Origin of the sequence: Klebsiella sp. K5-45 (assembly GCF_030128605.1) — a bacterium.
Taxonomy (GTDB): domain Bacteria; phylum Pseudomonadota; class Gammaproteobacteria; order Enterobacterales; family Enterobacteriaceae; genus Klebsiella; species Klebsiella quasipneumoniae.
In genome coordinates this window covers 276,346-299,241 of the sequence record NZ_JAKUZW010000002.1, presented here as the reverse complement: position 1 = coordinate 299,241, position 22,896 = coordinate 276,346, and the positions used below count along the sequence as shown (strand labels likewise).

At 62.3% G+C, this 22,896-nt stretch carries 19 protein-coding genes and 1 riboswitch; of the genes, 9 read left to right on the top strand and 10 right to left on the bottom strand.

The window, feature by feature from the left end:
* The first annotated feature begins 605 nt into the window (after nucleotides 1-605).
* Together MKS11_RS05410 and zapE are read left to right on the top strand one after the other, a co-directional pair.
* Nucleotides 606-1,286 carry an MgtC family protein gene (locus MKS11_RS05410; RefSeq protein ID WP_004202612.1) on the top strand — a complete coding sequence of 227 codons (681 nt, stop codon included), beginning with the start codon at nucleotides 606-608 and terminating at the stop codon, nucleotides 1,284-1,286.
* Nucleotides 1,287-1,382: 96 nt separating this feature from the next.
* Entirely contained in the window at nucleotides 1,383-2,444 is a 1,062-nt protein-coding gene (gene zapE, locus MKS11_RS05405; RefSeq protein ID WP_032456111.1) for a cell division protein ZapE, read from the top strand.
* Between the two features lie 33 nt (nucleotides 2,445-2,477).
* Here zapE and katG read toward each other — a convergent pair whose 3' ends face one another.
* Complete coding sequence (gene katG, locus MKS11_RS05400; protein WP_004202604.1) at nucleotides 2,478-4,655, bottom strand: catalase/peroxidase HPI; 2,178 nt, start codon at nucleotides 4,653-4,655, stop codon at nucleotides 2,478-2,480.
* A gap of 343 nt (nucleotides 4,656-4,998) precedes the next feature.
* A riboswitch (ZMP/ZTP riboswitch) is annotated at nucleotides 4,999-5,078 on the top strand.
* A gap of 17 nt (nucleotides 5,079-5,095) precedes the next feature.
* Here katG and MKS11_RS05395 point away from each other — a divergent pair.
* The 3 genes from MKS11_RS05395 (at nucleotide 5,096) to MKS11_RS05385 (ending at nucleotide 8,708) form a co-directional block, all read left to right on the top strand.
* Nucleotides 5,096-5,728 carry a LysE family translocator gene (locus tag MKS11_RS05395; RefSeq protein WP_004202603.1) on the top strand — a complete coding sequence of 211 codons (633 nt, stop codon included), beginning with the start codon at nucleotides 5,096-5,098 and terminating at the stop codon, nucleotides 5,726-5,728.
* A 221-nt stretch (nucleotides 5,729-5,949) separates the two neighbouring features.
* Entirely contained in the window at nucleotides 5,950-7,860 is a 1,911-nt protein-coding gene (gene mrdA, locus MKS11_RS05390) for a penicillin-binding protein 2 (protein WP_165474077.1), read from the top strand.
* Nucleotides 7,861-7,970: 110 nt separating this feature from the next.
* A complete protein-coding gene (locus tag MKS11_RS05385) occupies nucleotides 7,971-8,708 on the top strand; it encodes a glutamine amidotransferase (protein ID WP_069603046.1) in 738 nt (245 codons plus the stop codon).
* Here MKS11_RS05385 and pqqF read toward each other — a convergent pair.
* From pqqF to MKS11_RS05350, 7 genes are all read right to left on the bottom strand, one after another.
* Nucleotides 8,705-10,990: a pyrroloquinoline quinone biosynthesis protein PqqF gene (gene pqqF, locus MKS11_RS05380; protein WP_087771405.1), complete on the bottom strand. Its 2,286-nt coding sequence runs from the start codon at nucleotides 10,988-10,990 to the stop codon at nucleotides 8,705-8,707. The genes MKS11_RS05385 and pqqF overlap by 4 nt on opposite strands.
* Nucleotides 10,990-12,132: a pyrroloquinoline quinone biosynthesis protein PqqE gene (gene pqqE, locus MKS11_RS05375; protein ID WP_023318333.1), complete on the bottom strand. Its 1,143-nt coding sequence runs from the start codon at nucleotides 12,130-12,132 to the stop codon at nucleotides 10,990-10,992. The genes pqqF and pqqE overlap by 1 nt, the downstream gene beginning before the upstream one ends.
* A complete protein-coding gene (pqqD, locus tag MKS11_RS05370) occupies nucleotides 12,119-12,397 on the bottom strand; it encodes a pyrroloquinoline quinone biosynthesis peptide chaperone PqqD (protein ID WP_004202592.1) in 279 nt (92 codons plus the stop codon). Before pqqD ends, pqqE begins: the two co-directional genes overlap by 14 nt.
* Before the next feature lie 2 nt (nucleotides 12,398-12,399).
* Complete coding sequence (gene pqqC / locus MKS11_RS05365) at nucleotides 12,400-13,155, bottom strand: pyrroloquinoline-quinone synthase PqqC (RefSeq protein ID WP_004143685.1); 756 nt, start codon at nucleotides 13,153-13,155, stop codon at nucleotides 12,400-12,402.
* Complete coding sequence (gene pqqB / locus MKS11_RS05360) at nucleotides 13,149-14,075, bottom strand: pyrroloquinoline quinone biosynthesis protein PqqB (RefSeq protein ID WP_048294906.1); 927 nt, start codon at nucleotides 14,073-14,075, stop codon at nucleotides 13,149-13,151. The genes pqqC and pqqB overlap by 7 nt, the downstream gene beginning before the upstream one ends.
* Before the next feature lie 54 nt (nucleotides 14,076-14,129).
* A complete protein-coding gene (gene pqqA / locus MKS11_RS05355) occupies nucleotides 14,130-14,201 on the bottom strand; it encodes a pyrroloquinoline quinone precursor peptide PqqA (RefSeq protein WP_002905689.1) in 72 nt (23 codons plus the stop codon).
* Between the two features lie 136 nt (nucleotides 14,202-14,337).
* The gene (locus MKS11_RS05350) at nucleotides 14,338-15,357 is read right to left on the bottom strand and encodes a dipeptidase (protein WP_060655872.1); all 1,020 of its coding nucleotides are present in this window, start codon (nucleotides 15,355-15,357) and stop codon (nucleotides 14,338-14,340) included.
* Between the two features lie 242 nt (nucleotides 15,358-15,599).
* Between MKS11_RS05350 and MKS11_RS05345 the strand changes: the two genes are divergently transcribed.
* From MKS11_RS05345 to MKS11_RS05330, 4 genes are all read left to right on the top strand, one after another.
* Nucleotides 15,600-16,592, top strand: a complete 993-nt coding sequence (locus tag MKS11_RS05345) for an alpha/beta fold hydrolase (RefSeq protein WP_087771404.1) — start codon at nucleotides 15,600-15,602, stop codon at nucleotides 16,590-16,592.
* 86 nt (nucleotides 16,593-16,678) lie between these two features.
* Nucleotides 16,679-17,440, top strand: coding sequence for a response regulator (locus MKS11_RS05340; protein ID WP_284109435.1), 762 nt, complete (start codon nucleotides 16,679-16,681; stop codon nucleotides 17,438-17,440).
* Nucleotides 17,437-18,780 (top strand): HAMP domain-containing sensor histidine kinase, encoded by a 1,344-nt coding sequence (locus MKS11_RS05335; RefSeq protein WP_087771402.1) that lies wholly within the window; start codon nucleotides 17,437-17,439, stop codon nucleotides 18,778-18,780. The genes MKS11_RS05340 and MKS11_RS05335 overlap by 4 nt, the downstream gene beginning before the upstream one ends.
* A gap of 102 nt (nucleotides 18,781-18,882) precedes the next feature.
* On the top strand, nucleotides 18,883-20,073 hold the full coding sequence (locus tag MKS11_RS05330) for a cytochrome c biogenesis protein/redoxin (RefSeq protein ID WP_087771401.1): 1,191 nt from the start codon (nucleotides 18,883-18,885) through the stop codon (nucleotides 20,071-20,073).
* Nucleotides 20,074-20,301: 228 nt separating this feature from the next.
* On the opposite strand, the gene MKS11_RS05325 is transcribed toward MKS11_RS05330, so the two are convergent.
* Nucleotides 20,302-21,195: a LysR substrate-binding domain-containing protein gene (locus MKS11_RS05325; RefSeq protein WP_087771400.1), complete on the bottom strand. Its 894-nt coding sequence runs from the start codon at nucleotides 21,193-21,195 to the stop codon at nucleotides 20,302-20,304.
* A gap of 210 nt (nucleotides 21,196-21,405) precedes the next feature.
* Nucleotides 21,406-22,887 (bottom strand): aspartate aminotransferase family protein, encoded by a 1,482-nt coding sequence (locus MKS11_RS05320; RefSeq protein WP_284109434.1) that lies wholly within the window; start codon nucleotides 22,885-22,887, stop codon nucleotides 21,406-21,408.
* Between the last annotated feature and the right edge of the window lie 9 nt (nucleotides 22,888-22,896).

Genomic DNA, 22,896 nt, shown 5'->3' with positions numbered 1-22,896 from the left:
GTGTTCCTCAGGAAGAATGGTTTGCTTGCTAATGTTAAGTGATTGTTAATAGTTTTAAATTTTTAATCTTTAGCGTTAACGGCAATCTTTAGCGCAAGATCGCGCCATGCAGGGTAAAAGATGATATTCATGCTGGTTTTCGCCGCACGCTGAGGGAAGAATTGAAGTAAATCACCGTGGGGGGCAATGTTCTCCGCCAGGCGCTGTCGCGCTGCGCAGGGCCAGGCCCAGGCCCAGGGCCAGGGCCAGACAGAGTAAACGAATCCTCACTGGCGGCGTTTTCCCGCTTTACCCGCTATTGCGCCGGGCTATAATGTGCCCACTTTCATACAGGAGTCATGCGTTGGACAGTCATCCTTATTGTTATTCTCCGGCAAGTTAACGCGACTATTTTCGCTGCTTGCCGAACCGGCGGGCAGCAATCTTTGATTACCGGATTGCCTCCCTGAATGTAGTGATTCGCGACCGAACGCGAGAGGCATCGTTATGTTTCTGTTTCCCACTACCTTATTTCCTCCACCATCATCCGCCCGCTAATTGCCCGGCGCGGCTGAGCGCGACATCAATACATTTTTATTGCTTTCTGTTATCTGGAGGAAGGCGCGATGGTATTTCCTTATATGACACATTTACTCGCGGCAATGCTGCTGGGAGCGCTGATCGGCGCGGAAAGACAATGGCGGCAACGTATGGCCGGTTTGCGGACCAATGCGCTGGTGGCCACCGGCGCGGCGGTGTTTATTCTTAGCGCGATGTCGGCCTCGCCGGACAGCCCGGGGCGCATTGCGGCGCAGATCGTCTCCGGTATCGGCTTCCTGGGGGCGGGAGTGATTATGCGCGATGGCATGAACGTTCGCGGCCTCAATACCGCCGCCACCCTGTGGTGCTCGGCCGGTATCGGTGTCCTTTGCGGCCTGGGGCAGTTCTGGAACGCGACGGCGGCGACGCTGATTATTCTGTGCGCCAATATCCTGCTCCGCGAAGCGGCGCAGCGTATTCATGCCTTGCCGGGCGCCGGTGACGAAGAAAAACGCTATATCTTACGCGTCACCTGTTTGCGCGAGCATGAAAAGGCCGTGCGTCAGCTGCTGCTGAATATTGCTCAGCAGCAGAGGTTCACCCTGCAGGGATTACAGTCGGCGGCAGCAGACACGGCGGATCAGCTGGAGATTTGCGCGGAGCTGATTAGCCATAAGCAGCATCAGAAAACGCTGGCGCAGATTATGGCGCAAGTGGGCGTTCAGCAGAACGTCACCTCGGTACACTGGCGCGTCGGAGAAGCGTAGAGACAGGCGGTGGGGCAGCGGAAACGGCCGCTGGCCGCGCGATTCGCCAACCCGTGGGAAAGCGGCTAGAATGGCCTCCTGCCGGAGGTTATAAGAATGTTAAATAATGGATGTGTGCCGTCGGAATCTGGCCAGACTATGACGACGGCTGATTTTCGCTTTACCCGCGTGATGGCCGAGCAGGCGGCGCGTGCCCGTCTGACGCTGGACAACGATCAGCTGTCGCTCATCGCTCGCCTGGACGCCCTGGGCCAGCAGCTGTTGTCCGCGCCCGGCACGCCGCAGGGACTGTACGTCTGGGGACGCACCGGGCGAGGGAAAAGCTATATTCTCGATCACTTTTTTGCCAGCCTGCCGCTTGCCGCCCGGCGTCGGGTCCATTTTCATCACTTCTTCCGCGAACTGCACCAGCGGCTGAATGCCCCCGGCGCGCCCGGCCTGCAGACGGTGATGATGCAGATGACCTCCGGCTGCCGCCTGCTGTGTTTCGACGAATTTCATCTTCACGACCCAGGCGACGCCATGCTGATGAAGGCGCTGCTGGAACACCTTTTTCAACGGGGCATCGTGCTGCTGGCAACCTCTAACTACCCGCCGGAGATGCTGCTGCCTAATCCGCTGTATCACGATCGCTTTTTACCGTCGATCGCGCTGATCCGCGCCCACCTGGCGGTCGTCGCGCTTAACGGCGAGGAGGATTATCGCGAACGGCATCTGAGCCAGGATAACGCCTTCTGCAGCGGGCGGCTATGGGTTAACCCGGGCGAATCACAGCGTCAGCTGTACGAGCTGCCCTCGCTGCCTGCCGAACCGGTCCCGCTGGAGGTAGGCTACCGCACGCTGCAGGCGGCCGCGGCGTCACCCGCCTTGCTCCATTTCTCTTTTGCCCAGCTCTGCCAGGCCGCCACGGCGGTGATGGACTATCTGGCGCTCAGCGAACGTTATGCCGTCTGGTTACTGGACGAGGTGCCGCCGCTAGCCACGGTAGGGCCGGCGGCCCAGCAGCGCTTTATCAACGTGATTGATGTGTTGTATGAAAAGCAGATCCGCCTGCTGCTGGTGACCCGCTGCGACCTGGAGACGCTGGTGGCCGGGGTGGAACTGGAGGATATTCAGCGAACGCGGAGCCGCCTGCAACAGCTGCCGCGGGCGGTATAAAAAAAAGCCCCGGCGGGTGCCGGGGCGAGGGGATCACAGGTCGAAACGGTCGAGGTTCATCACCTTGGTCCAGGCGGCGACAAAGTCATGCACCAGCTTCTGCTGCCCGTCGGCGCAGGCGTACACTTCCGCCAGGGCGCGAAGGACCGAGTTGGAGCCAAACACCAGATCCACGCGGGTGGCGCTGTACTTCGCTTCGCCGGTTTTACGGTCGCTGCCGGTAAACAGCTCCGCCCGATCATCGGCCGGTTTCCAGACGGTGGCCATATCCAGCAGGTTGACGAAGAAGTCATTGCTGAGCACGCCGACGCGGTCGGTAAACACCCCGTGTTTGCTGCCGTCGTAGTTGGCGCCCAGCACGCGCAGTCCACCCACCAGAACCGTCATTTCCGGAGCGGTTAAGGTCAGCTGCTGCGCTTTATCGATCAGCAGCGTTTCCGTCGACACACCGCCCTCGATGCGACGGTAGTTGCGGAAGCCATCCGCCAGCGGCTGCAGCAGGTCAAACGACTCGACGTCGGTCTGCTCAGGCAGGGCGTCGACGCGGCCAGGGGTAAACGGCACGTTGACGCTGACGCCAGCCGCCGCCGCAGCCTGCTCAACGCCGACCACGCCAGCCAGCACGATGATATCGGCCAGCGACGCTTTGCCGGAAGCTCGCTGGATCGCCTGCAGGGTCGGCAGCACCCGGCTGGCGATAGCATTGACCGGCCAGTCCTTCTGCGGGGCCAGCGCCAGACGCGCGCCGTTGGCGCCGCCGCGCTTATCGCCGCCGCGGAAAGTGGAGGCGGAGGCCCAGGCTACCGATACCAGCTCACTCACCGACAGGCCGGCGCCGGCGATGGCGGTTTTCAGGCTGGCGATGTCTTCCGCGCTCGGCTGATGGGTGGCCGCCGGCAGCGGATCCTGCCAAATCAGATCTTCTTTTGGCACTTCCGGCCCGAGGTAACGGGATTTCGGCCCCATATCGCGGTGGGTCAGCTTGAACCACGCCCGGGCGAAGGCCTCGTTAAAAGCCTGCGGGTCGTTGAGGAAGCGACGGGAGATCTTCTCAAACTCCGGGTCGAAGCGCAGGGTCAGGTCGGTGACCAGCATGGTCGGTTTGCGCTTTTTCCCCGGGTTAAACGGATCCGGGATAATTTCCGGGGCGTCTTTGGCTTCGAACTGGATAGCGCCCGCCGGGCTGCGGGTCTGCACCCATTCGTATTTGAACAGGTTCTCGAAAAAATAGTTGCTCCACTGGGTGGGCGTCTGCGTCCAGACCACTTCCAGACCGGAGGTAATGGCATCCGCGCCTGCGCCGCTGCCGTAGCTGGAGTGCCAGCCCAGGCCCTGTGCTTCCAGCGGCGCGGCTTCCGGCTCGGCGCCGACGTGGCTGGTTTCTGCGGCGCCATGGGTTTTACCCAGCGTGTGGCCGCCGGCGATCAGCGCGACTATTTCTTCATCGTCCATCGCCATATTGCCGAAGGTGGCGCGAATGGCCGCGGCGGCGGACAGCGGCTCGCCGCTGGCGTTCGGTCCTTCCGGGTTAACGTAAATCAGCCCCATTTCGGTGGCGCCGATGGCCTGTTTCGCCAGGCTTTCCGGGTGACGGTGGGCCAGCCACTCTTTCTCATCGCCCCAGTCAACGTCCAGATCCGGTTCCCAGACATCTTCACGACCGGCGCCAAAACCGAAGGTGCGGAAGCCGGCGTTTTCCAGCGCCACGTTACCCGCCAGCATGTAAAGGTCGGCCCAGGAGATTTTCTGGCCATATTTCTGTTTCACCGGCCACAGCAGACGGCGGGCCTTATCTAGGCTGACGTTGTCAGGCCAGGAGTTCAGCGGCGCAAAGCGCTGTTGCCCACGACCCGCGCCGCCGCGACCGTCAACGGTGCGGTAGGTGCCGGCGCCGTGCCAGGCCATACGAATAAACAGACCGATATAGCTGCCCCAGTCTGCTGGCCACCACTCTTGCGAATCGGTCAGCAGCGCTCTGAGGTCAGCCTTCAGCGCGGAGTAATCGAGCTTTTTAAACTCTTCCCTGTAGTTAAAATCCTCACCCAACGGGTTGGAACGACTGGAGTGCTGGTTCAGCAGATCGACACGCAGCTGGTTAGGCCACCAGTCGCGGTTGCCGGTGCCGCTGCCGGCGCTCTGCTTGGGCGTCTCGGCGTGGAAAGGGCACTTTCCGGCGGATGCGTTGTTGGATGGGTCGTTAGACGTGCTCATATCAGGCTCCGTTTGCTTTTGTGAATGCCGTTACGATATACACTGCTACCAATAAGCGATATTTGAATGAGTCTACGGATTTAATAGCTAATTCCGTTCAACGAAGGGCGAAACACCCTCTTATATGACCTGGCGGATCCAGGGGTAAAAAATACACCTCACCATTAACCATAGACGTAACGAGACGGCAAAGGAAACGATCTGCGTCAATCGGGCCGAAGGAATGCTAATTGTTTGAGATATGACAATTTTACTATGAGAAAAGGATGAGGGTTTTCCGCTGAGCGAGCGTAACGAATGCCCGGCGCAGGGGTTGTTGGCGGACACAGAATAAGCTAATACTTAGACACCATGTGACTGGCGCTAAAGACAGAATACTGTTGGGGAGCATGGTCGACGTCGCCGCGCGCCTGGGCATTACCGCTATCTGGAGATAAGTTATGCCTGAATTCGCTTCATTAATGGCCTTTGCCGCGGTGGCGCTGGGATTAGTGTTAACCCCCGGCCCCAATATGATGTATCTCACTTCGCGTTCGATTTGCCAGGGAAAACGCGCTGGCTTTATCTCCCTTGCCGGGGTTGCCGTGGGCTTTTTCTTCTATATGCTGTGTGCCGCTTTCGGCATTACCGCGTTGGTTTTCGCGGTCCCTTATGCCTACGATGCCTTGCGTTTATGCGGGGTCGCTTATTTGCTCTATCTGGCGTGGCAGGCGATAAAACCAGGAGGGAGGCCGATATTCGCGGTGCGTGAATTACCTGCGGACAGTGGGCGTAAGCTGTTTCTGATGGGATTTATCACCAGCCTGGCGAACCCCAAAGTTGCTATCCTCTATTTGTCCCTGCTGCCGCAGTTTATCACCCCCGGACTCGGTAGCGTGCTCAGCCAGTCGTTAATGTTAGGCTGTACTCAGGTATTAATCAGTGTGGCGGTGAACGGCCTGATTATCTTGCTGGCCGGGCAGGTGGCGTTATTTCTTAGCCGGCGGCCGGGCTGGCAACAATTTCAACGCTGGCTGATGGCGACGGTACTGGCCGGAATGGCGGTTAAGATCGCTTTTGAGGCCAGAAAATAACCGGGTTTGTCGGGAAAAGGGAGGCCAGCGATATCCGTCGCTGGCTAACCTCGCACCCTGATGCCTTTCTGCCACAGAGAAAGGCTCTCCAGGCTCTAACATGCTGAAACATTTCTGCCAGATCATTAGCAACCTTTCAGTAGGGCTAACGCCGCGATAAGGCTATGCTTCCCGGCCGTTACGCCGTTGGCTTTTCCCGTGATCCAGGTGATGTACCGCTAATGCCCCTTTTGAGAGATGAAATTCGCGACCACTCCGCGGAAGAGATGCTGTTTATCCGCCGGGCCGCAATCGCCTTTCTGCTGGTGGTGGTCTGCTTTGGCGTGCTGATTTTCAACCTCTACCATCTGCAGGTGGAGCAGCACGATTTCTACCAGACCCGCTCCAACCAAAACGATATTAAAATGCTGCCCATCGCCCCCAGCCGCGGGCTGATATTCGATCGCAACGGCATACCGCTGGTGCAGAATATTACCCTGTATCGCCTGCAGGTGATCCCGAGCAAAATTCCCGATATGGCCGCGCTGCTGCAAACCCTGACGCCGATTGTCGACCTGACGCCGGACGACATCGCCAGCTTCCGCGACGATATGCACCACAGCAGCCGCTATAAAGCGGTTACCCTCAAATCCGACCTCAGCGACGTGGAGGTGGCCCGCTTCGCGGTCAACGAATTCCGTTTCCCCGGGGTGACGGTGGAGAGCTATCAGCAGCGTGAATACCCCTACGGCGCAGAGCTGGCGCACGTGGTGGGCTATGTGTCGAAAATCAACGACAGCGACCTGCAGCGGCTGGCGAAAGATGGCGAAGAGGAGAACTATGCTGCCGACCACAATATCGGCAAGCAGGGGATCGAGGGTTATTACGAAAAAGCGCTCCACGGCACCACCGGCTACCAGGAGGTGGAAGTGGACAACCACGGCCGGGTGGTGCGTCTGTTGAAAGAAGTACCGCCGGTGGCCGGGAAAAACCTCTACCTGACCCTTGACCTGCACCTGCAGCAGTATATTGAGTCGGTACTGAAGGGGCAGCGCGCGGCGGTGGTGGTGGTCGATCCCCGGGATGGCGGGGTGCTGGCGATGGTCTCCAGCCCCAGCTATGATCCTAACCCGTTCGTCAAAGGTATCGGCTATCAGGCCTATAAATCGCTGCTGGATAACCCGGACCGGCCGCTGATCAACCGCGTCACCCAGGGGCTGTATCCCCCGGCCTCGACGGTGAAGCCCTATATGGCGCTGTCGGCGCTCTCCGCCGGTGTGATCACGCCGAACACCACCTTCTTCGGGGCGCCGACGTGGACCCTGCCGGGCACGCAGCGTCGCTACCGCGACTGGCTGAAAACCGGCCACGGCATGCTCAACGTGACCAAAGCCATTGAAGAGTCGGCGGACACCTTTTTCTACCAGGTTGCCTTCGAGATGGGCATCGACCGGATCCATGAGTGGCTGAGCAAATTCGGCTACGGCCAGTCCACCGGCATCGATCTCAATGAGGAGTATAGCGGGGTGCTGCCCAGCCGGGAGTGGAAACAGCGAGTGCATAAAAAGCCCTGGTACCAGGGGGATACCATCTCCGTCGGTATCGGCCAGGGATACTGGATCGCCACCCCCATCCAGATGGTGAAAGCGCTCACCACGCTGCTGAACAACGGTAAGGTGCAGGACCCGCATCTGCTCTATTCGATGAAGCAGGGCAATCATGTGGAACGTTATCAGCAGCCGGCGGATCTGCCTCAGGTGGGCGATCCAAAATCCCCGTACTGGGGTATTGTGCGCAACGGCATGTACGGGATGGCGAATTTGCCCAACGGCACCGGCTACAAGCTGTTCCATACCGCGCCGTACCAGATTGCGGCGAAGTCCGGGACTTCGCAGGTGTTCAGTCTGAAGCAAAACCAGACCTATAACGCCAAAATGATCCCGGTGCGTCTGCGGGATCACATCTTCTATACCCTGTTTGCCCCTTATCAGCATCCGAAGGTGGCGATGGCGCTAATCCTGGAGAACGGCGGCGGGGATGGGGTGGTGGCCGGACCGACGGCGCGCGCCATTCTGGACCATATTTTTGTCCCGCAGCAGGCGCCGGCGGCCGCAGCCGACGTGCCGCAGCGGGAGAGCGCGGACGCCCAGTAAGCGGCTGGACTTATTCCGCAGGCGCATCGTTCATAGAAATTGGTTATTTGTCCCGTCATCTTCCAGGCGGCATAGTATTTTCCAGGGAACATGACGAGCGAGGAGGAAGGGTGACACGTAACCGATTATTGCTGGTTCAGACCGGGACGCCGCCGGCAGCCATCCGTGAGGAGCATGGCGATCTGCCGCGCTGGTTCCGCACGCTGCTGGCGCCGTGGCAGGCGCAGCTCACCGCGGTACGGGTGTTTGAGGACGAGCCGCTGCCGGCGCCGGATCGCCAGACGGTGGCGGTGCTGACCGGCTCCTGGGCGATGGTCTCCGACCGTCTGGCATGGAGCGAACGGACCGCCGACTGGATCCGTCAGGCGGTGGCCATCGGCATGCCGCTGTTCGGCGTTTGCTATGGCCATCAGCTGATGGCTCATGCCCTGGGGGGCGAGGTGGCGTATCATCCCGCCGGACGGGAAAGCGGCAGCCAGACCGTTTCGCTATCGCCGTGGGGTGTCGACGACCCGCTGCTGCGGGGCCTGCCGGCCGCATTTCCCGCGCATCTGAGCCATTTGCAAACCGTGACCCGTCTGCCGGAGGGGGCCACGGTGCTGGCCGCATCCTCCCACGATCCCCACCAGATCGTGCGCTACGGGCCGCACGCGGTCTCCACGCAGTTTCACCCGGAATTCACCGCGCCGATTGCCCGCTCGCTGATCCGCTACCGGGAGGCGGTGCTGCAGGCGGAGGGCATCGACGCGAAGCGATTACACGATGAAGTGCAGGAGAGCCCGCAGGCCGCGGCGATCCTCTCGCGCTTCGTCAGTGCCTATCTGCCCCCTGATGCCCCCGGCCATTAATCCCCGGCAGTGAACAGTACCCGCCAGCGGCGACGACGGCGGGACATCTCGTAGGCCAGGTCGTCGACCTCTTCAACGCGCAGCGCGTCAGCCGCCTGCGGCGTCAGCTCCGCTAAACCATACTTCTGACGCAGGACGGCCAGAGCTTGCGCCTCGGGCGGCGTCCGGGCGCGAACCTGTGCGGCCAGGCGCTGCTGTAGCGGCCTGAAGGTCGCTTCATCCAGCGGCGGCAGCTGGCGCAAAAAGGTGTTGCAACAGCGCAGCAGCGCCACGGCGCGGCGATCCGGGGACTGGAGCGCCATCAGCAGCCCGTCGCGATCGGCGACGCGCTGATAGCGGCAGCTCACCACATAGCCGATCTGCTGCTCCACCCGCAGGCGCTGGAAAAAGAGTGGCTCACAGCGCTGCGCCAGCACCCTCAGGGCCGCCAGCGAGGCGCCTTCCGGCAGCGGAATAAAGACCAGCAGCGCTGTATCGCCCCCGGGGAAAGTCAGCCGTTCGACGCCGCGGCGGCAAGGGACGGGGAGGTTGCCCGGCGGGTTAACCCGGGCGCTAAGCAGGCTCAGCTGGCGCGCGATCCACTGCGCATCCTCTGCGCTGCCGCCGGTCAGGGCCGCCAGCCAACCTTCCTGAAGCTCTGATGCGCCCAACCGATCGGGGAGCAAAGCCATGAGATGACGGATAGCAATACTCTCCGGCGGCGGGGCCAGCGGGGCGACCGGGAGTGCGAGCTGCCGCACAATGGCCTGCAGGATCGCCGCCGGCCGTCGGCCGGACGCTGGCCACTGCAGGAGCAACTGCCAGCTGCCGTCGACGCGATGCCACTCGCCGCGGCCCCCGGCGTGGCGCAGCGCGGCGAGCAGCGGGCGCAGCTGTTCCCCGCGCGCCAGCCCTTCGGCCTGATCGGGCGAGCAGTAGAAGGGCGGTCGGAGCAGGAGCCTCGGCGGCTCGCCCGGTGACGGGAGATGGAGCAGCGGCGCAGCTTTCTCCGGGTTTTCCGCGGCGAGGCCGCCAGCGGCTTGCGGATAAAAAGCGAATTCCAGCGCCGGGTCAGAGACCGGGCGGCGCCACCACCGGCTAAGCGGCAGGCTAAAGCCCTGGGTGGCAACAGGCTCCCCTGGGGAAATGGTCTGGCAGGCCAGGCTGACCGTGGGGGCGGCCTGCAGGGCGGCGCAAAAATCGGCGAACCCGACGGGCGGCCCGCCGGGGGCAAAGCCGAATGCCCGCTGGCGCAGCTGATCGAGGGGCGACAGCGTTTGAAAACGGCGCCAGGACAGCTGATAGTAGTGTTGCTGCTGGTCTGGCGTCGTCTGCCGTAGCGCCTGCAGCCAGTGGGTTATCTGCTGGTCGACCTGTTCCGGCCGGTCGCTGGCGAAGACCAGCGCCAGCCAGCCGAGGCGCTGATCCTGATACAACCAGCTCAGCGCCACCTCTTGCGCCTGGCCACGCTGGCGCAGCCCGGCCATCAGGCTGCCAGGGGCTTCATCAAGCAAAAACTCGCGCAATAACGTGACGTTGTCACTTAAGGCGATCAGCGGGCTGCGCCACAGCGCGGGCTGGCTGGAGACCGCCAGCTGCAGTGCAGTGGACTCGCCCAGGCGCAGCGGCGGCGCCGGCGGTGGAGCCTCGCCTGCGGCAAGCCCGACGGCGAAACGGGCCGCCAGCTCGCCGAGCGCCTCCAGCGACTGCGGCCCTTGCAGCCAGAGCTGCATCCGCCGGGCGACGTAATGGGTGCGGTGAAAATCACGTAACGCCGCCTGCAGTGCAGGGAGATCGCCCGCCAGCGCGTCGGCATTGCCTACCTGAAAGCGGCGAAAGGCCGCGGGCGCGCTGGCGGCGTGGCGCACGGCGGCTTCCCGGCGCGACGGCTCATGCTGCTGGATCAGGCGGTACTCGGCGTCAATCACCGCCACTTCACGCTGAATATCTTCCCTGAGCAGCCGCGGCGCCTGCAGCATCTCCTGTAGACGCGCGACACCGTCAGCCAGACCATCGGCGGCGACCTCGAAAAAGAACGCGCTGTGGCGGGCCAGGGTGGTGGCATTCACGCTTCCGCCCTGGCGCTGCACCCAGCCCATCAGCCGGTCATCATCCCGGTAGCGCTCACCGCCGTAAAACAGCAGATGCTCCAGCAGGTGCGCCAGACCGGGAAAGCGCGATGGTTCGTGGTGGCTGCCGGCGGCGACCCGCGCCAGGGCCGCGGCGCGATCGGCATGCGGCTGATGGACCAGGGTGGCCTGCAGGCCGCCCGGCAGCGTGACGGTGCGTGTCGCCAGCGTCATTACAGGTCCCGGGTTTTGTAGATCAGCTGCGAGCGGGTACGGTTGCGGAACTGCAGCTGGCTGACTTTTATGTCGCTGCAGGCCGCTTCGCGCCGGGCGTCGAGGATTTTGTGATGATGCGGCGATTTGCTGCACACCGGGTCGGCGTTATCGGCGCTGCCGGTCAGCATAAAGGCCTGGCAGCGGCAGCCGCCGAAGTCTTTCTCTTTTTCATCACAGGAGCGGCACGGCTCCGGCATCCAGTCATACCCACGGTAGCGATTGAAGCCGAACGAGTCATACCAGATCGACTCCAGGCTCTGCTCCAGCACCGACGGAAACGCCACCGGCAGCTGACGCGCGCTGTGGCACGGCAGGGCGGTGCCTTCCGGGGTAACGCTGAGGAAAATCGATCCCCAGCCGCCCATGCAGCCTTTCGGCCGCTCTTCGTAATAGTCCGGGGTGACAAACAGCAGGTTGGTGAGATTGCCGCTGGCGGCCATTTTCTGCCGGTAGTCGGCGACCACCTGCTCGGCGCGGGCGATCTGTTCCCGGGTCGGCAGCAGCCCCTCGCGATTGAGGAACGCCCAACCGTAGAACTGGCAGGTGGCCAGCTCAACGTCATCCGCTTCCAGCTCAATGCACAGCGCGATAATTTTATCCAGCTGATCGATGTTGTGCCGGTGAAGAACGAAGTTGAGCACCATCGGGTAGTCGCGCGCTTTTACCGCCCTGGCCATCGCCAGCTTCTGCTGGAAGGCTTTTTTGTTACCGGCCAGCGCAGCGTTGAGCACCTCATCGCTGGCCTGGAAGCTAATCTGGATATGGTCCAGCCCGGCCTCGCTGAAGGCGTCGAGTTTGCTCTCCGTCAGCCCTATGCCGGAGGTGATCAGGTTGGTATAGAATCCGAGGTCGCGCGCGGCGCGGATCAGCTCTGGCAGATCTTTACGGGTCAGCGGCTCGCCGCCGGAAAAGCCCAGCTGTACGCTGCCCATCGCCCGCGCCTGGCGAAAGACCTCGATCCATTGTTCGGTGGTCAGCTCCTTGTCCTGTTGGGCGAAGTCCAGCGGATTCGAACAGTAGGGGCACTGCAGCGGGCAGCGGTAGGTTAGCTCCGCCAGCAGCCACAGCGGCGGATTGACGGCGGGTTTACTCTGGCTCACGGCAGGTGATCCACTTCTGTTGACAGGCTATCTGCAGGAACTCGATGACGTCGTCATCGACGCCACCGGCTTCCGGGAAGCGTTCGTTGAGCACGGCGATAATTGCCGCGACGTCACGCCGGCCGTCCACCAGCTCGAGGATCGCCGCGGCGGTCTCATTGAGTTTAGCCATTCCCTCCGGATAGAGGATCACATGGCTCTCCTGGGCAGCTTCCCACTGCAGACGGTAGCCGCGACGAAAGGCGACGATGGAGGTTTTTTGCATGGTTACACCAGTCGGGTCGTGTGCCAGGCCGCCTTGTCGGTGACCGTATGATAGGGCGGGCGCTGCAGGGCATAGGCCATGGTCATGGCGTCAAGCATCGACCATAAAATGTCGAGCTTAAACTGCAGGATCTCCAGCATCCGGTTCTGTTTTTCAGCGCTGTCGCAGTAGGCCTTCGCCAGCGCCAGGCCATGCTCCACGTCGCGGTTGGCCTGGCTCAGACGGCTGCGGAAGTAAAAATAGCCTTCCTCTTTGATCCACGGGTAGTGCTGCGGCCAGCTGTCGAGGCGCGACTGATGGATCTGCGGGGCGAACAGCTCGGTCAGAGAGCTGCAGGCCGCCTCCTGCCAGCAGGCGCGACGGGCGAAATTAAGATAGGCATCCACCGCGAAGCGCACGCCGGGCAAGACGTGGCGCTCGCTGAGCAGATCGTCGCGGCTCAGACCGACCGCTTCTCCCAGCCGCAGCCAGGCTTCAATCCCGCCGTCCTCGCCATGGCTGCCATCGTGGTCGAGGATCCGCTGCACCCATTTGCGCCGGGTCTGCGCGTCCGGGCAGTTGGCCATGATCGCCGCGTCTTTCAGCGGAATGGTGGTCTGGTAGTAAAACCGGTTCGCCACCCAGCCCTGAATTTGCTCGCGGGTCGCGTCGCCGTTATGCATGGCAATGTGGTAAGGGTGGTGAATATGGTAGAAGGCGCCTTTGGCCCGCAGGGCCTCTTCAAAGGCCTGCGGCGACAGCGTGTCGGTGATCAGCATGCGGTTTCCTGAAGGGTGATAGCCATCCCGTCCCAGCTCACTTCAATCCCCTGTTGCGTCAGCGCCTGGCGCTGGGGAGACCGCTCGTTAAGGATCGGGTTGGTGTTATTGATATGAATAAGAATTTTACGTTTTGCCGACAGGGAGGCCAGCAGGGCCATCATCCCGTGCTCATCACCGAGCGCCAGGTGGCCCATATCGCGGCCGGTATTGCGCCCAACGCCGGCGGCCTGCAGTTCGTCATCCTGCCAGACGGTGCCATCGATCAGCAGACAATCCGCTTTTTGCAGCCATGGCAGAATGGTCTTATCCGGTTCACCGAGCCCCGGTGCGTAGAACAGCGTCTGCCCGTTGCGGCGGTTTTCGATAAACAGCGCCACGTTATGGCCCGGCAGCGGCCGGTCGCGATACGGTGAATAGGGCGGCGCGTTGCTGGCGATAGGCACCGCGGTAAACTGCAAATCAGGACAGGCGTCAACGGTAAAAGGCTGCTGCGGCGCGATGGGGTGATGCACCAGGCCGCCGTTCCAGTGTCGAAGCATGGTAAACACCGGGAAACCGGTGGAGAGATCCTCATGGACCTCCGGGGTGCACCACACCTGGTGCGGGCAGCCTTCGCGCAGGCTCAGTAACCCGGTGGTGTGGTCGATCTGGCTGTCGGTGAGAATAATGCCGCCGATATGCGTTCCGCGCAGCACGCCGGCTTTATTTAACTCGGGCGTGTGGGAAATCTGCTGACTGATATCCGGCGAGGCGTTGCACAGCACCCACTCCTGACCGTTATCGCTGACGATGATCGACGACTGGGTGCGGGCGCTGGCCTGGATCGTGCCGTCGCGCAGACCCTGGCAGTTGGCGCAGTTGCAGTTCCATTGCGGGAAACCGCCGCCGGCGGCGGAACCGAGGACTTTAATGAACATGAAGACGGACCGGGTAATGTAAAAAGATGCCCGCGCGAACGGCGGGCGGGGCGATTAGCGGTTAGAAATGTACAGCGTCACTTCCAGACCGAGACGTAAATCGATAAAAGCAGGTTTCTTCCACATGTTTTGTTCCTCTTAAAAATGACCACAGGCCTCACGGATAATGCAGGATCTGTGACGGCCGCCGCATATTGCGCTTCACCGGGTGAGAGATCAACCCGGAATCTGTAAGGATTTAACTTTATGTTTACAATATAACCTATTGTTGCCAAACATGTTTTAATACCCGCAGCCAGTTACGCCACAGCAGCTTATCCAGCACCAATTGATCATAGCCGCTGTCACGCAAGGCATTGATTAGCAGCGGTAAGCCGGCCACATCCCCCAGCGCGTCCGGCAGGGTGACGCCGTCAAAATCCGAACCGAGGGCCACATGATCCTCACCCATTATGTTAATAAGATAGTCGATATGCCGGACGATGGTGGCGATGGGCGTGTCGCTATCGCGCCGTCCGTCGGCGCGCAGGAAGGCGTTGCCGAAATTGACGCCCACTACGCCGCCGCTGTCGCGGATCGCCCGCAGTTGCCGATCGGTCAGGTTGCGCGGCTGCGGGCACAGGGCGTGGGCATTGGAGTGGGTGGCCACCAGCGGGGCGGTGGAATGGTGGGCGGTATCCCAAAAAGCCTGTTCATTCATGTGCGAAACATCGATCTGCATCTTCAGGGCGTTGGCCTGGGCGATGAGCGCGATGCCCTCGCCGGTAAGACCCGGCCCGCTGTCCGGGCTGCCGGGAAAGGCGCCGGTGACCCCGCAGCCGAAGCGATTAGCGATATTCCAGAACGGACCGATGCTGCGCACCCCGGCGCGATAAAAGGCCTGCAGATCGTCGCCTTGCGCGTCGAACCCGCCGGCGCCTTCGATGTGCGCCACCATCGCCAGCGCCTTATCCTGACGACAGCGTTCGATATCCGCCGCGCTCAGGCACAGCCGCGCGCGGCTGGCGTCATGGGCGCAAATCGCCTTGAGAATAGCCAGCTGCTGCCAGAGGATCGTTAAGGGATCCCACGCCTGGCTGGCGTACTGCGGCGCCATACGGGCGATGTACTCCTGCGGCGGCACAAAGAGGGCGAACAGGCCGCCGGCCAGACCGCCCTGGAGAATACGCGGATAATCGAGGTGGCCGTTCTCTATCCCGGCAAAGAAGGCGGTCACCGGATCCTCGCGATGGTGAAGCCAGAGATTCAGCAGCAGGTCATTGTGACCATCAAAAATCGCCATAGCGGGCTCCTGGGTTATCAGGTGGTAAAAATGGCTGACACGGTAGCGGATTTATGCCCGGGGGCAAGCAGAAATTCACAAGCCCGCAACAATTGCCAACGTGAACTGTGTATCACACTGTATCCCGCGGCGGGTTCCTGACATTAAGAGATAAAAATGGCCCCGGTCGGGCACATGGCGGATACAAATTTCCGCTTAACTGGTCACGTACTCTCTTGATGAAGATAAAAGGTGAGAAAGCGATGAACAGATTATCCCTGATCCGGTATGCCAGCGCCGCGGCGCTGGGGTTATCCACCCTGTGGTCCGCCGCCGTTTGCGCCGCTGAAGACGCGGGGGCGTTCGACAAAATCCACCAGATTCACGCTGGCGATCTGAATATTGGCTACGTGGATATCGGTCCGCGGGACGGCCAGCCGGTGATTCTGCTGCACGGCTGGCCCTACGATATTCAGAGCTATGCCCAGGTGGCGCCGGCTTTAGCGCAGAAGGGTTACCGGGTGATTGTGCCGTATCTGCGCGGCTACGGCGCCACCCGTTTCCTGTCGGCGAAAACGCCGCGTAATGGTCAGCCGTCGGCGATGGCGGCCGATATTGTCCATTTGATGGACGCCCTGAACATCAGGCAGGCAGATCTGGCCGGCTTTGACTGGGGGGCGCGCACGGCGGATATCGTCGCCGCGCTGTGGCCGCAGCGGGTGAAATCCCTGGTCTCGGTGAGCGGGTATCTGATCAGCAGCCAGCAGATTGGCGAAAAACCGCTGCCGCCGCAGGCGGAACTGTCGTGGTGGTATCAGTTCTATTTTGCCACCCCGCGCGGCGAAGCCGGTTACCGGCAGAACACCCACGACTTTGCGAAATTTATCTGGCATCAGGCGTCTCCGCAGTGGCCATTCAGCGACGCGACCTTTGCCAAAACCGCCCGGGCGCTGGATAACCCGGACCACGTGGCGATCGCCATCAGCAACTACCGCTGGCGCCTGGGGCTGGAGAAGGGGGAAGCGAAGTATGCCGGCTATGAACAACGGCTGGCGGCGCTGCCGCCGATAACCGTGCCCACCATCACTCTGGAAGGGGCGAATAACGGCGCGCCGCATCCGGCTCCGGCCAGCTACCGGGCCAAATTTACCGGTAAATATGAGCACCGGGATCTGCCGGGGGCGGTAGGCCATAACCCGCCGCAGGAGGATCCGACGGCGTTTGTGCAGGCGGTGGTGGACGCCGATCGGTTGTAACCCGCGACTTGCCGGCGGCGCGACGTTGCGCTTCCGGCAACACGGCTTATGCTTGTGAAGAGTTTATTTTGCCGCAGGAGCATCCTTTGGAGCGTGTTGACCACATCCTGGTCGTCGATGACGACCGCGACATCCGGGAACTGATTGTCGACTATCTGGAAAAATCGGGATATCGCGCCAGCGGCGCGGCGAACGGCAAAGCCATGTGGTCGGTGCTCAAAAATCATCAAATTGACCTGATTGTGCTGGATATCATGATGCCGGGCGAGGATGGCTTAACGCTCTGCCGCCTGCTGCGCGCTAACCCGCAGCAGGATATTCCGGTGCTGATGCTCACCGCCCGCACCGACGACAGCGACCGGATCCTCGGCCTGGAAATGGGGGCTGACGATTATCTGATTAAACCCTTTGTGGCCCGCGAACTGCTGGCGCGCATCAAGGCCATTTTACGCCGCACCCGGGCGCTGCCGCCCAACCTGCAGATCACCGAGGCGGGCAGGCTGATCGCCTTTGGCGACTGGCTGCTCGATACCGCCGCCCGCCATCTGCTGGACGACAGCGGGGCGATTGTCGCCCTCAGCGGGGCGATTGTCGCCCTCAGCGGGGCGGAATATCGACTGCTGCGGGTGTTTCTCGACCATCCCCAGCGGGTGCTGAACCGCGATCAGCTGCTCAATCTGACCCAGGGACGCGACGCCGAACTGTTCGAACGGTCAATCGACCTGCTGGTGAGCCGACTGCGTCAGCGCCTGCGGGAGGATGCCCGGGAGCCGGCCTATATTAAGACGGTGCGTAGCGAAGGCTATGTGCTGTCGGTCCCGGTCTCCATCCGCGAGAGGAATGAATGAGGTTCTGGCCCGTCTCGCTGCAGTCGAGGCTGATGGCGCTGCTGTTTCTGGCGCTGCTGCTGGCGAACACCTTAACCCTGTCGCTGCTGTTTTATGAGCGAATGAGCAGCGTCCGCAGTGTGATGCTGGGCAATCTGGCGTCTGATGTCGCCACCAGCGTGGCGATCCTCGACCGTCTGCCGCCCGCTGAACGCCCGCAATGGCTGCCGAAGCTGGCGCGCGGCAACTACCGCTATCAGCTGGACGCCGGCGAACGCGGCGACTACCCGGACAGCTGGCGCGCCCGGGACGCGGCGCGCTCCCTGCAGGAGGCGCTGAGCGCGCAATATCCGGTGAGTATTGTGGCGATCCCCGGTCCGCGTCAGCATATCCAGGCCCATATTACCCTCCACGATGGCGCCCCCTTGACCCTCGACCTGTGGCCAAAGCTACCGCCCATCGCCCGCTGGCTACCGGTGGTGCTGATCGCTCAGTTTGTCCTCCTGCTGGCCTGCGCCTGGTACGCGGTTCGCCAGGTACTGCTGCCCATCACCCGTTTTACCCATGCGGTGAATGCGCTTGAGCCGGCCAGCGACACGGCGGGAACCATGGCCGAGCAGGGGCCGGAGGAGGTGCGCCGTGCCGCCCGCGCGTTTAATGCGATGCAGACCCGCATCCACGATCATCTGCAGGAGCGGGCGCGGATCCTCGCCGCCATCTCCCACGATCTGCAAACGCCGATCACCCGGATGAAGCTGCGGGTGGAGATGGCCGACCAGCCGGAACTGCGCGACAAACTGCTGCAGGATCTCGACAATATGACCCGCCTGGTGCGCGAAGGTATCGCCTTCGCCCGCACCTCGCAGCCGCTGGCGGAGGCGCGCCAGCGGCTGAACCTTGACGCCTTTCTCGACAGTATCGCCTGCGATTATGCCGACGTTGGCCGGCCGGTGCGGTTTTGCCCCGAGGAGAGCGCCGGGGTGGTGTGGATCCCACCGCAGGCCCTGCGCCGGGTGATGACTAACCTTATCGATAACGGGCTGAAATTCGGCGCCACGGTAACGGTAACCCTGACCCGCGACGCCGCCGGGGATATCACTATCCATGTGCTGGATGAGGGGCCGGGGATCCCTGAGGCGTCGCTGCAGGCGGTGCTGCAGCCCTTTTTTCGCCTGGAGGACTCGCGCAATCGCGATACCGGCGGCACCGGTCTGGGACTGGCGATCGCCGCGCAGCTTGTCAGGCAGATGAACGGCACGCTGCGCCTGTCCAACCGCCCGCAGGGCGGCCTGGACGCCAGCGTGCGTCTCGCCGCGCAGGGATTGTATCCTGCTGTATCTCCGGCGCAGTTGGAAAACTAAGCCGACAATTCTCCCGCTTTCCTGACACATCCGCCCTACATCTCCTTGCTGTAATGTCGTGGCTGCCACTCCCGGCAGCGACGACACAATGAGGAGAAGGCGATGTCGATATTAATTGCGTTTTTCGGCGGGATGTTAACCCTGCTGAGCCCCTGTACGCTGCCGGTGATCCCGCTGCTGTTCGCCAGCGTCCGGGGCCGCCGGGGGCAGCTGGCGATCATGCTGGCGGGAATGGCGCTGATGTTCGGCGTTGTCTCGTGGCTGGTGACGGTCGCCAGCGGCTGGGTGGTCAATCTGACTCTGGTTGGACGCAGCCTGGCGCTGGCGTTCTTCGCCCTTGTCGGGCTGAGTCTGCTTTCGCAGCGCATCGCACAGCGGCTGACTTCACCGCTGGTGGCGCTGGGGAATCAGCTTAACGACGCCAGCTCACGCCAGCGCGGCTGGATCGGTTCGTTGCTGGCCGGGCTGGCGGTGGGTCTGCTGTGGGCGCCGTGCGCCGGGCCGGTACTGGGGGCGATACTGAGCCTGGGCTTTGTGCATCCGGGCCAGGCGACCACCGGTGGGTTGCTGCTGGCCTACGGCAGCGGCGGGGCGCTGATGTTATTCCTGCTCGGGTGGTGCGGCGCGGCGTTGATTGCCCGTCTGCGTTTCGGGCTGGCGTTCGGCGAACGGCTGCGCCGGCTGGCGGGGGTGGCGATGCTGGCCTCGGTGGCGCTGATCGCCAGCGGCGGCGACCGCTATTTGCAAAGCGCGGGAGGGTGGAGTCAGGCGCTGGAGCAGCGGCTGGCCGCCCGTCTGCCGCAGCCGACGCAGAAAACGGTTCTGCAACCGATCGCTATGCCCGAGCCCAGCAGCGCCATGCCTTCGCTGGTGGGGGGCAGCGCATGGCTCAATAGCCCGGCGTTAACCCCGGAGCGTCTGAAGGGCAAAGTGGTGCTGGTGGATTTCTGGACCCGGGAGTGCATCAACTGCCAGCATACCCTGCCTTACGTGCGCGACTGGGCGAACAAATACCGCGCGGCCGGGCTGGTGGTGATTGGCGTGCATACTCCTGAATATCCCTGGGAGCGTTCGCTGCCGCTGCTTCGCCAGGCGGTGAAGGAGTGGCGGATAACCTACCCGGTGGTGGCGGATAATGAGTACAGCATCTGGAACGCCTTTGGCAATCAATACTGGCCGGCGCATTACATTTTTGACGCTCGCGGGCAGCTTCGCTATACCGCCTTCGGCGAAGGGGATTATGCCCGCCAGGAGCAGGTGATCCAGCAGCTGTTGCAGGAGAGCAAAGCCTGACCCGCGGCGCAGGCCTCTGGCGGATGGATCCCTCCAGGCCTTATACCTGATGCCGGGCGGCGCTGCGCTTGCCCGGCCTACGGGAGCGCGTAGGAAGAATGTAGGCCCGGTAAGGCGCAGCCGCCACCGGGCACTGAAACGGGAACGGCGCAGAATACCCCTTGCCGGTGACTGCCGAACGGTTCCCTCTCCCTTCGGGAGAGGGTTAGGGGAGTTATCGTGACACTGTCACCTTTCAACCCACCCCTGCAGGGCTTCGGTCATCAGTTCGCCGAGCAGCGCGACCGCGGCGGAATGGGGTTCCTGACGCGGGGTTTGTTGCAGACTGACGGCCAGACTGCCAGGGGATGGCAGCAGTCCGCCGGCGGGGCGCAGATTGCCGGGCATGCCGATGCGGGTGCGAACCGTCAGCCCCAGGCCGGCCTGCACCGCCGCCCAGATGCCGCTCAGGCTGTGGCTGACGAACACCACCTGCCAGGGGATCCCAGCGGCATCGAGACAGGCAATGGCGCGGGAACGCATCAGGCACGGGCTGTCGAACATCACCAGCGGCAGCGGCTCGCCGGACGCCAGCCGCGCGCGAACGTCAAAGTCAGGATGCGCAATCCACGCCAGCGGACAGCGGCCCAGCCCCGGACCCTGATCTTCGGTTTGCCACAGCAGCGCCAGATCCAGCGTCTCCTCCGCCAGCGCCTGGCGCAGCGGGCCATTGCGATCCACCCTCGCGACTATCCGTACCTGCGGATGGTGGCGGGTAAACTGCCCAAGGATCCCCGGCATCAGCGATTCGCCAAAATCTTCCTGCATGCCAAGGTGAATTTCGCCGGTGAGCCGCTCGCCCTGCAGCGCGCGCAGGGTTTCATCATTGAGCGCCAGCAGCCGTCTGGCGTAGCTCATTAACTTTTCGCCTTCCGCGGTCAGCGCCAGGTGCCGCCCCTGCTTAACCACCAGCGCGGCGCCGCACTGGCCCTCCAGCTTTTTAAGCTGGGCGCTGACGGCGGAGGTGGAGCGCGCCAGACGCTGCGCCGCCAGGGCGAAGCTGCCGCACTCCATGCCGGTCACAAAGCTGCGCAGGGCGTCGAGATCGAGGCCGGGTAAGCGTTTCTCCATTATCATCCTTATTACCGGGACGTTAGGTTCTGGCGATTGCCATTATCGGGACCATACTGTGGCATCGCGGCGGGCAGGCGTCAACGAACCTACGGCGAGAAGCGTAGAAGCGCGTCGGTAGCGCAGGCAGGCATAAAAAAAGCCGATAAGAGAACTTATCGGCTTAGTACTGGCTGGGCTGGCCGTTGAGCGGGGCGACAGACGCCGCCTCGCTCAGGCAGATTATTGCGCCAGCAGCTCCTGAGCGGTGCGCTCCACCAGGCTCAGCAGGACCTTCACATCATCCAGCGTCACCACCGGGTTCAGCAGGGTCAGCTTCAGGCAGGTAACGCCGTTGTGCTCGGTCACGCCGACGTTAGCGCGGCCGGAAGTCAGCAGGGCGTCGCCGACGCGCTGGTTGAGCAGGGCGATTACCGCCGCGTCGCTCTGCGCCATCTGCGCCGGACGGGAACGGAACAGCACGCTCGCTAGCTGCGGCTGCATCACCAGCTCCAGCGTCGGCTGAGACTTCACGTACTCCGCGACGTTTTTCGCCATGGTGACGCCGTGATCGATGATCGCGGCATACTGCTTCTGGCCCAGCGCTTCGAGGCCCATCCACAGCTTCAGCGCATCGAAGCGTCGGGTGGTCTGCAGCGATTTGGACACCAGGTTCGGCACGCCGTGTTCTTCATCGAACTCGGAGTTGAGATAGGCCGCCTGATAACGCATCAGCTCGTAATGGCGGGCATCCTTCAGCAGGAACGCGCCGCAGCTGATGGTCTGGAAAAACTGCTTGTGGAAGTCCAGGGTAACGGAATCCACCAGCTCCAGACCGTCAAGATAGTCGCGATACTGCTCAGACAGCAGCAGCGCGCCGCCCCATGCTGCGTCAACGTGCAGCCAGATCTGATGCTCCGCGGCGATACCGGCGATGTCGCGCAGCGGGTCGATAGCCCCCGCGTCGGTGGTGCCGGCGGTGGCGACGATCGCCATGATCTGCTCGCCGTTAGCCTGCGCTTGCGCAATCTTCGCCTGCAGATCGGCCACGTCCATCCGCGCGAATTCGTCGGTTTTCACCAGCGTGACCGAGCGGTAGCCGAGCCCCATCAGCGCCATGTTCTTCTGCACGGAGAAGTGGGCGTTTTCGGAGCACAGTACTTTGTACTTGCGGATATCCCCCGGCAGCCCATCCTGCTGGATGGAGTGTCCCTGACGGGCAAAGAAGGCGTCGCGCGCCAGCATCAGCCCCATCAGATTGCTCTGGGTGCCGCCGCTGGTGAAGACGCCGGCGTCGCCTGCCGGATAGCCGACCCGGGCGCGCAGCCACTCGATCAGCTTCATCTCAATGATGGTCGCCGACGGGCTCTGGTCCCAGGAGTCCATGCTCTGGTTGGTGGCGTTGATCAACACTTCCGCCGCCTGGCTAATCACCAGGCTCGGGCAGTGCAGGTGCGCCACGCACTGCGGGTGATGCACCGACAGACTGTCTTTCAGGAAGTACTCGATTGCACGGTCAATCGCCGCCTGGTTACCCAAACCCTGTTCGTTAAACTCAAGGGAGATACGCTCACGCAGTTCGTCAACGCTTTTCCCCTGATACATCTCAGGTTGCTTCAGCCACTGCACAACGGCCTGACTGGTCTGCTCGATAACCTGCTGATAGGCCTCAACGCTCTGCGCCGAACCAGCAAGAATCGGATTCAATGTGGACATGGTGGTCACTTACTCCAC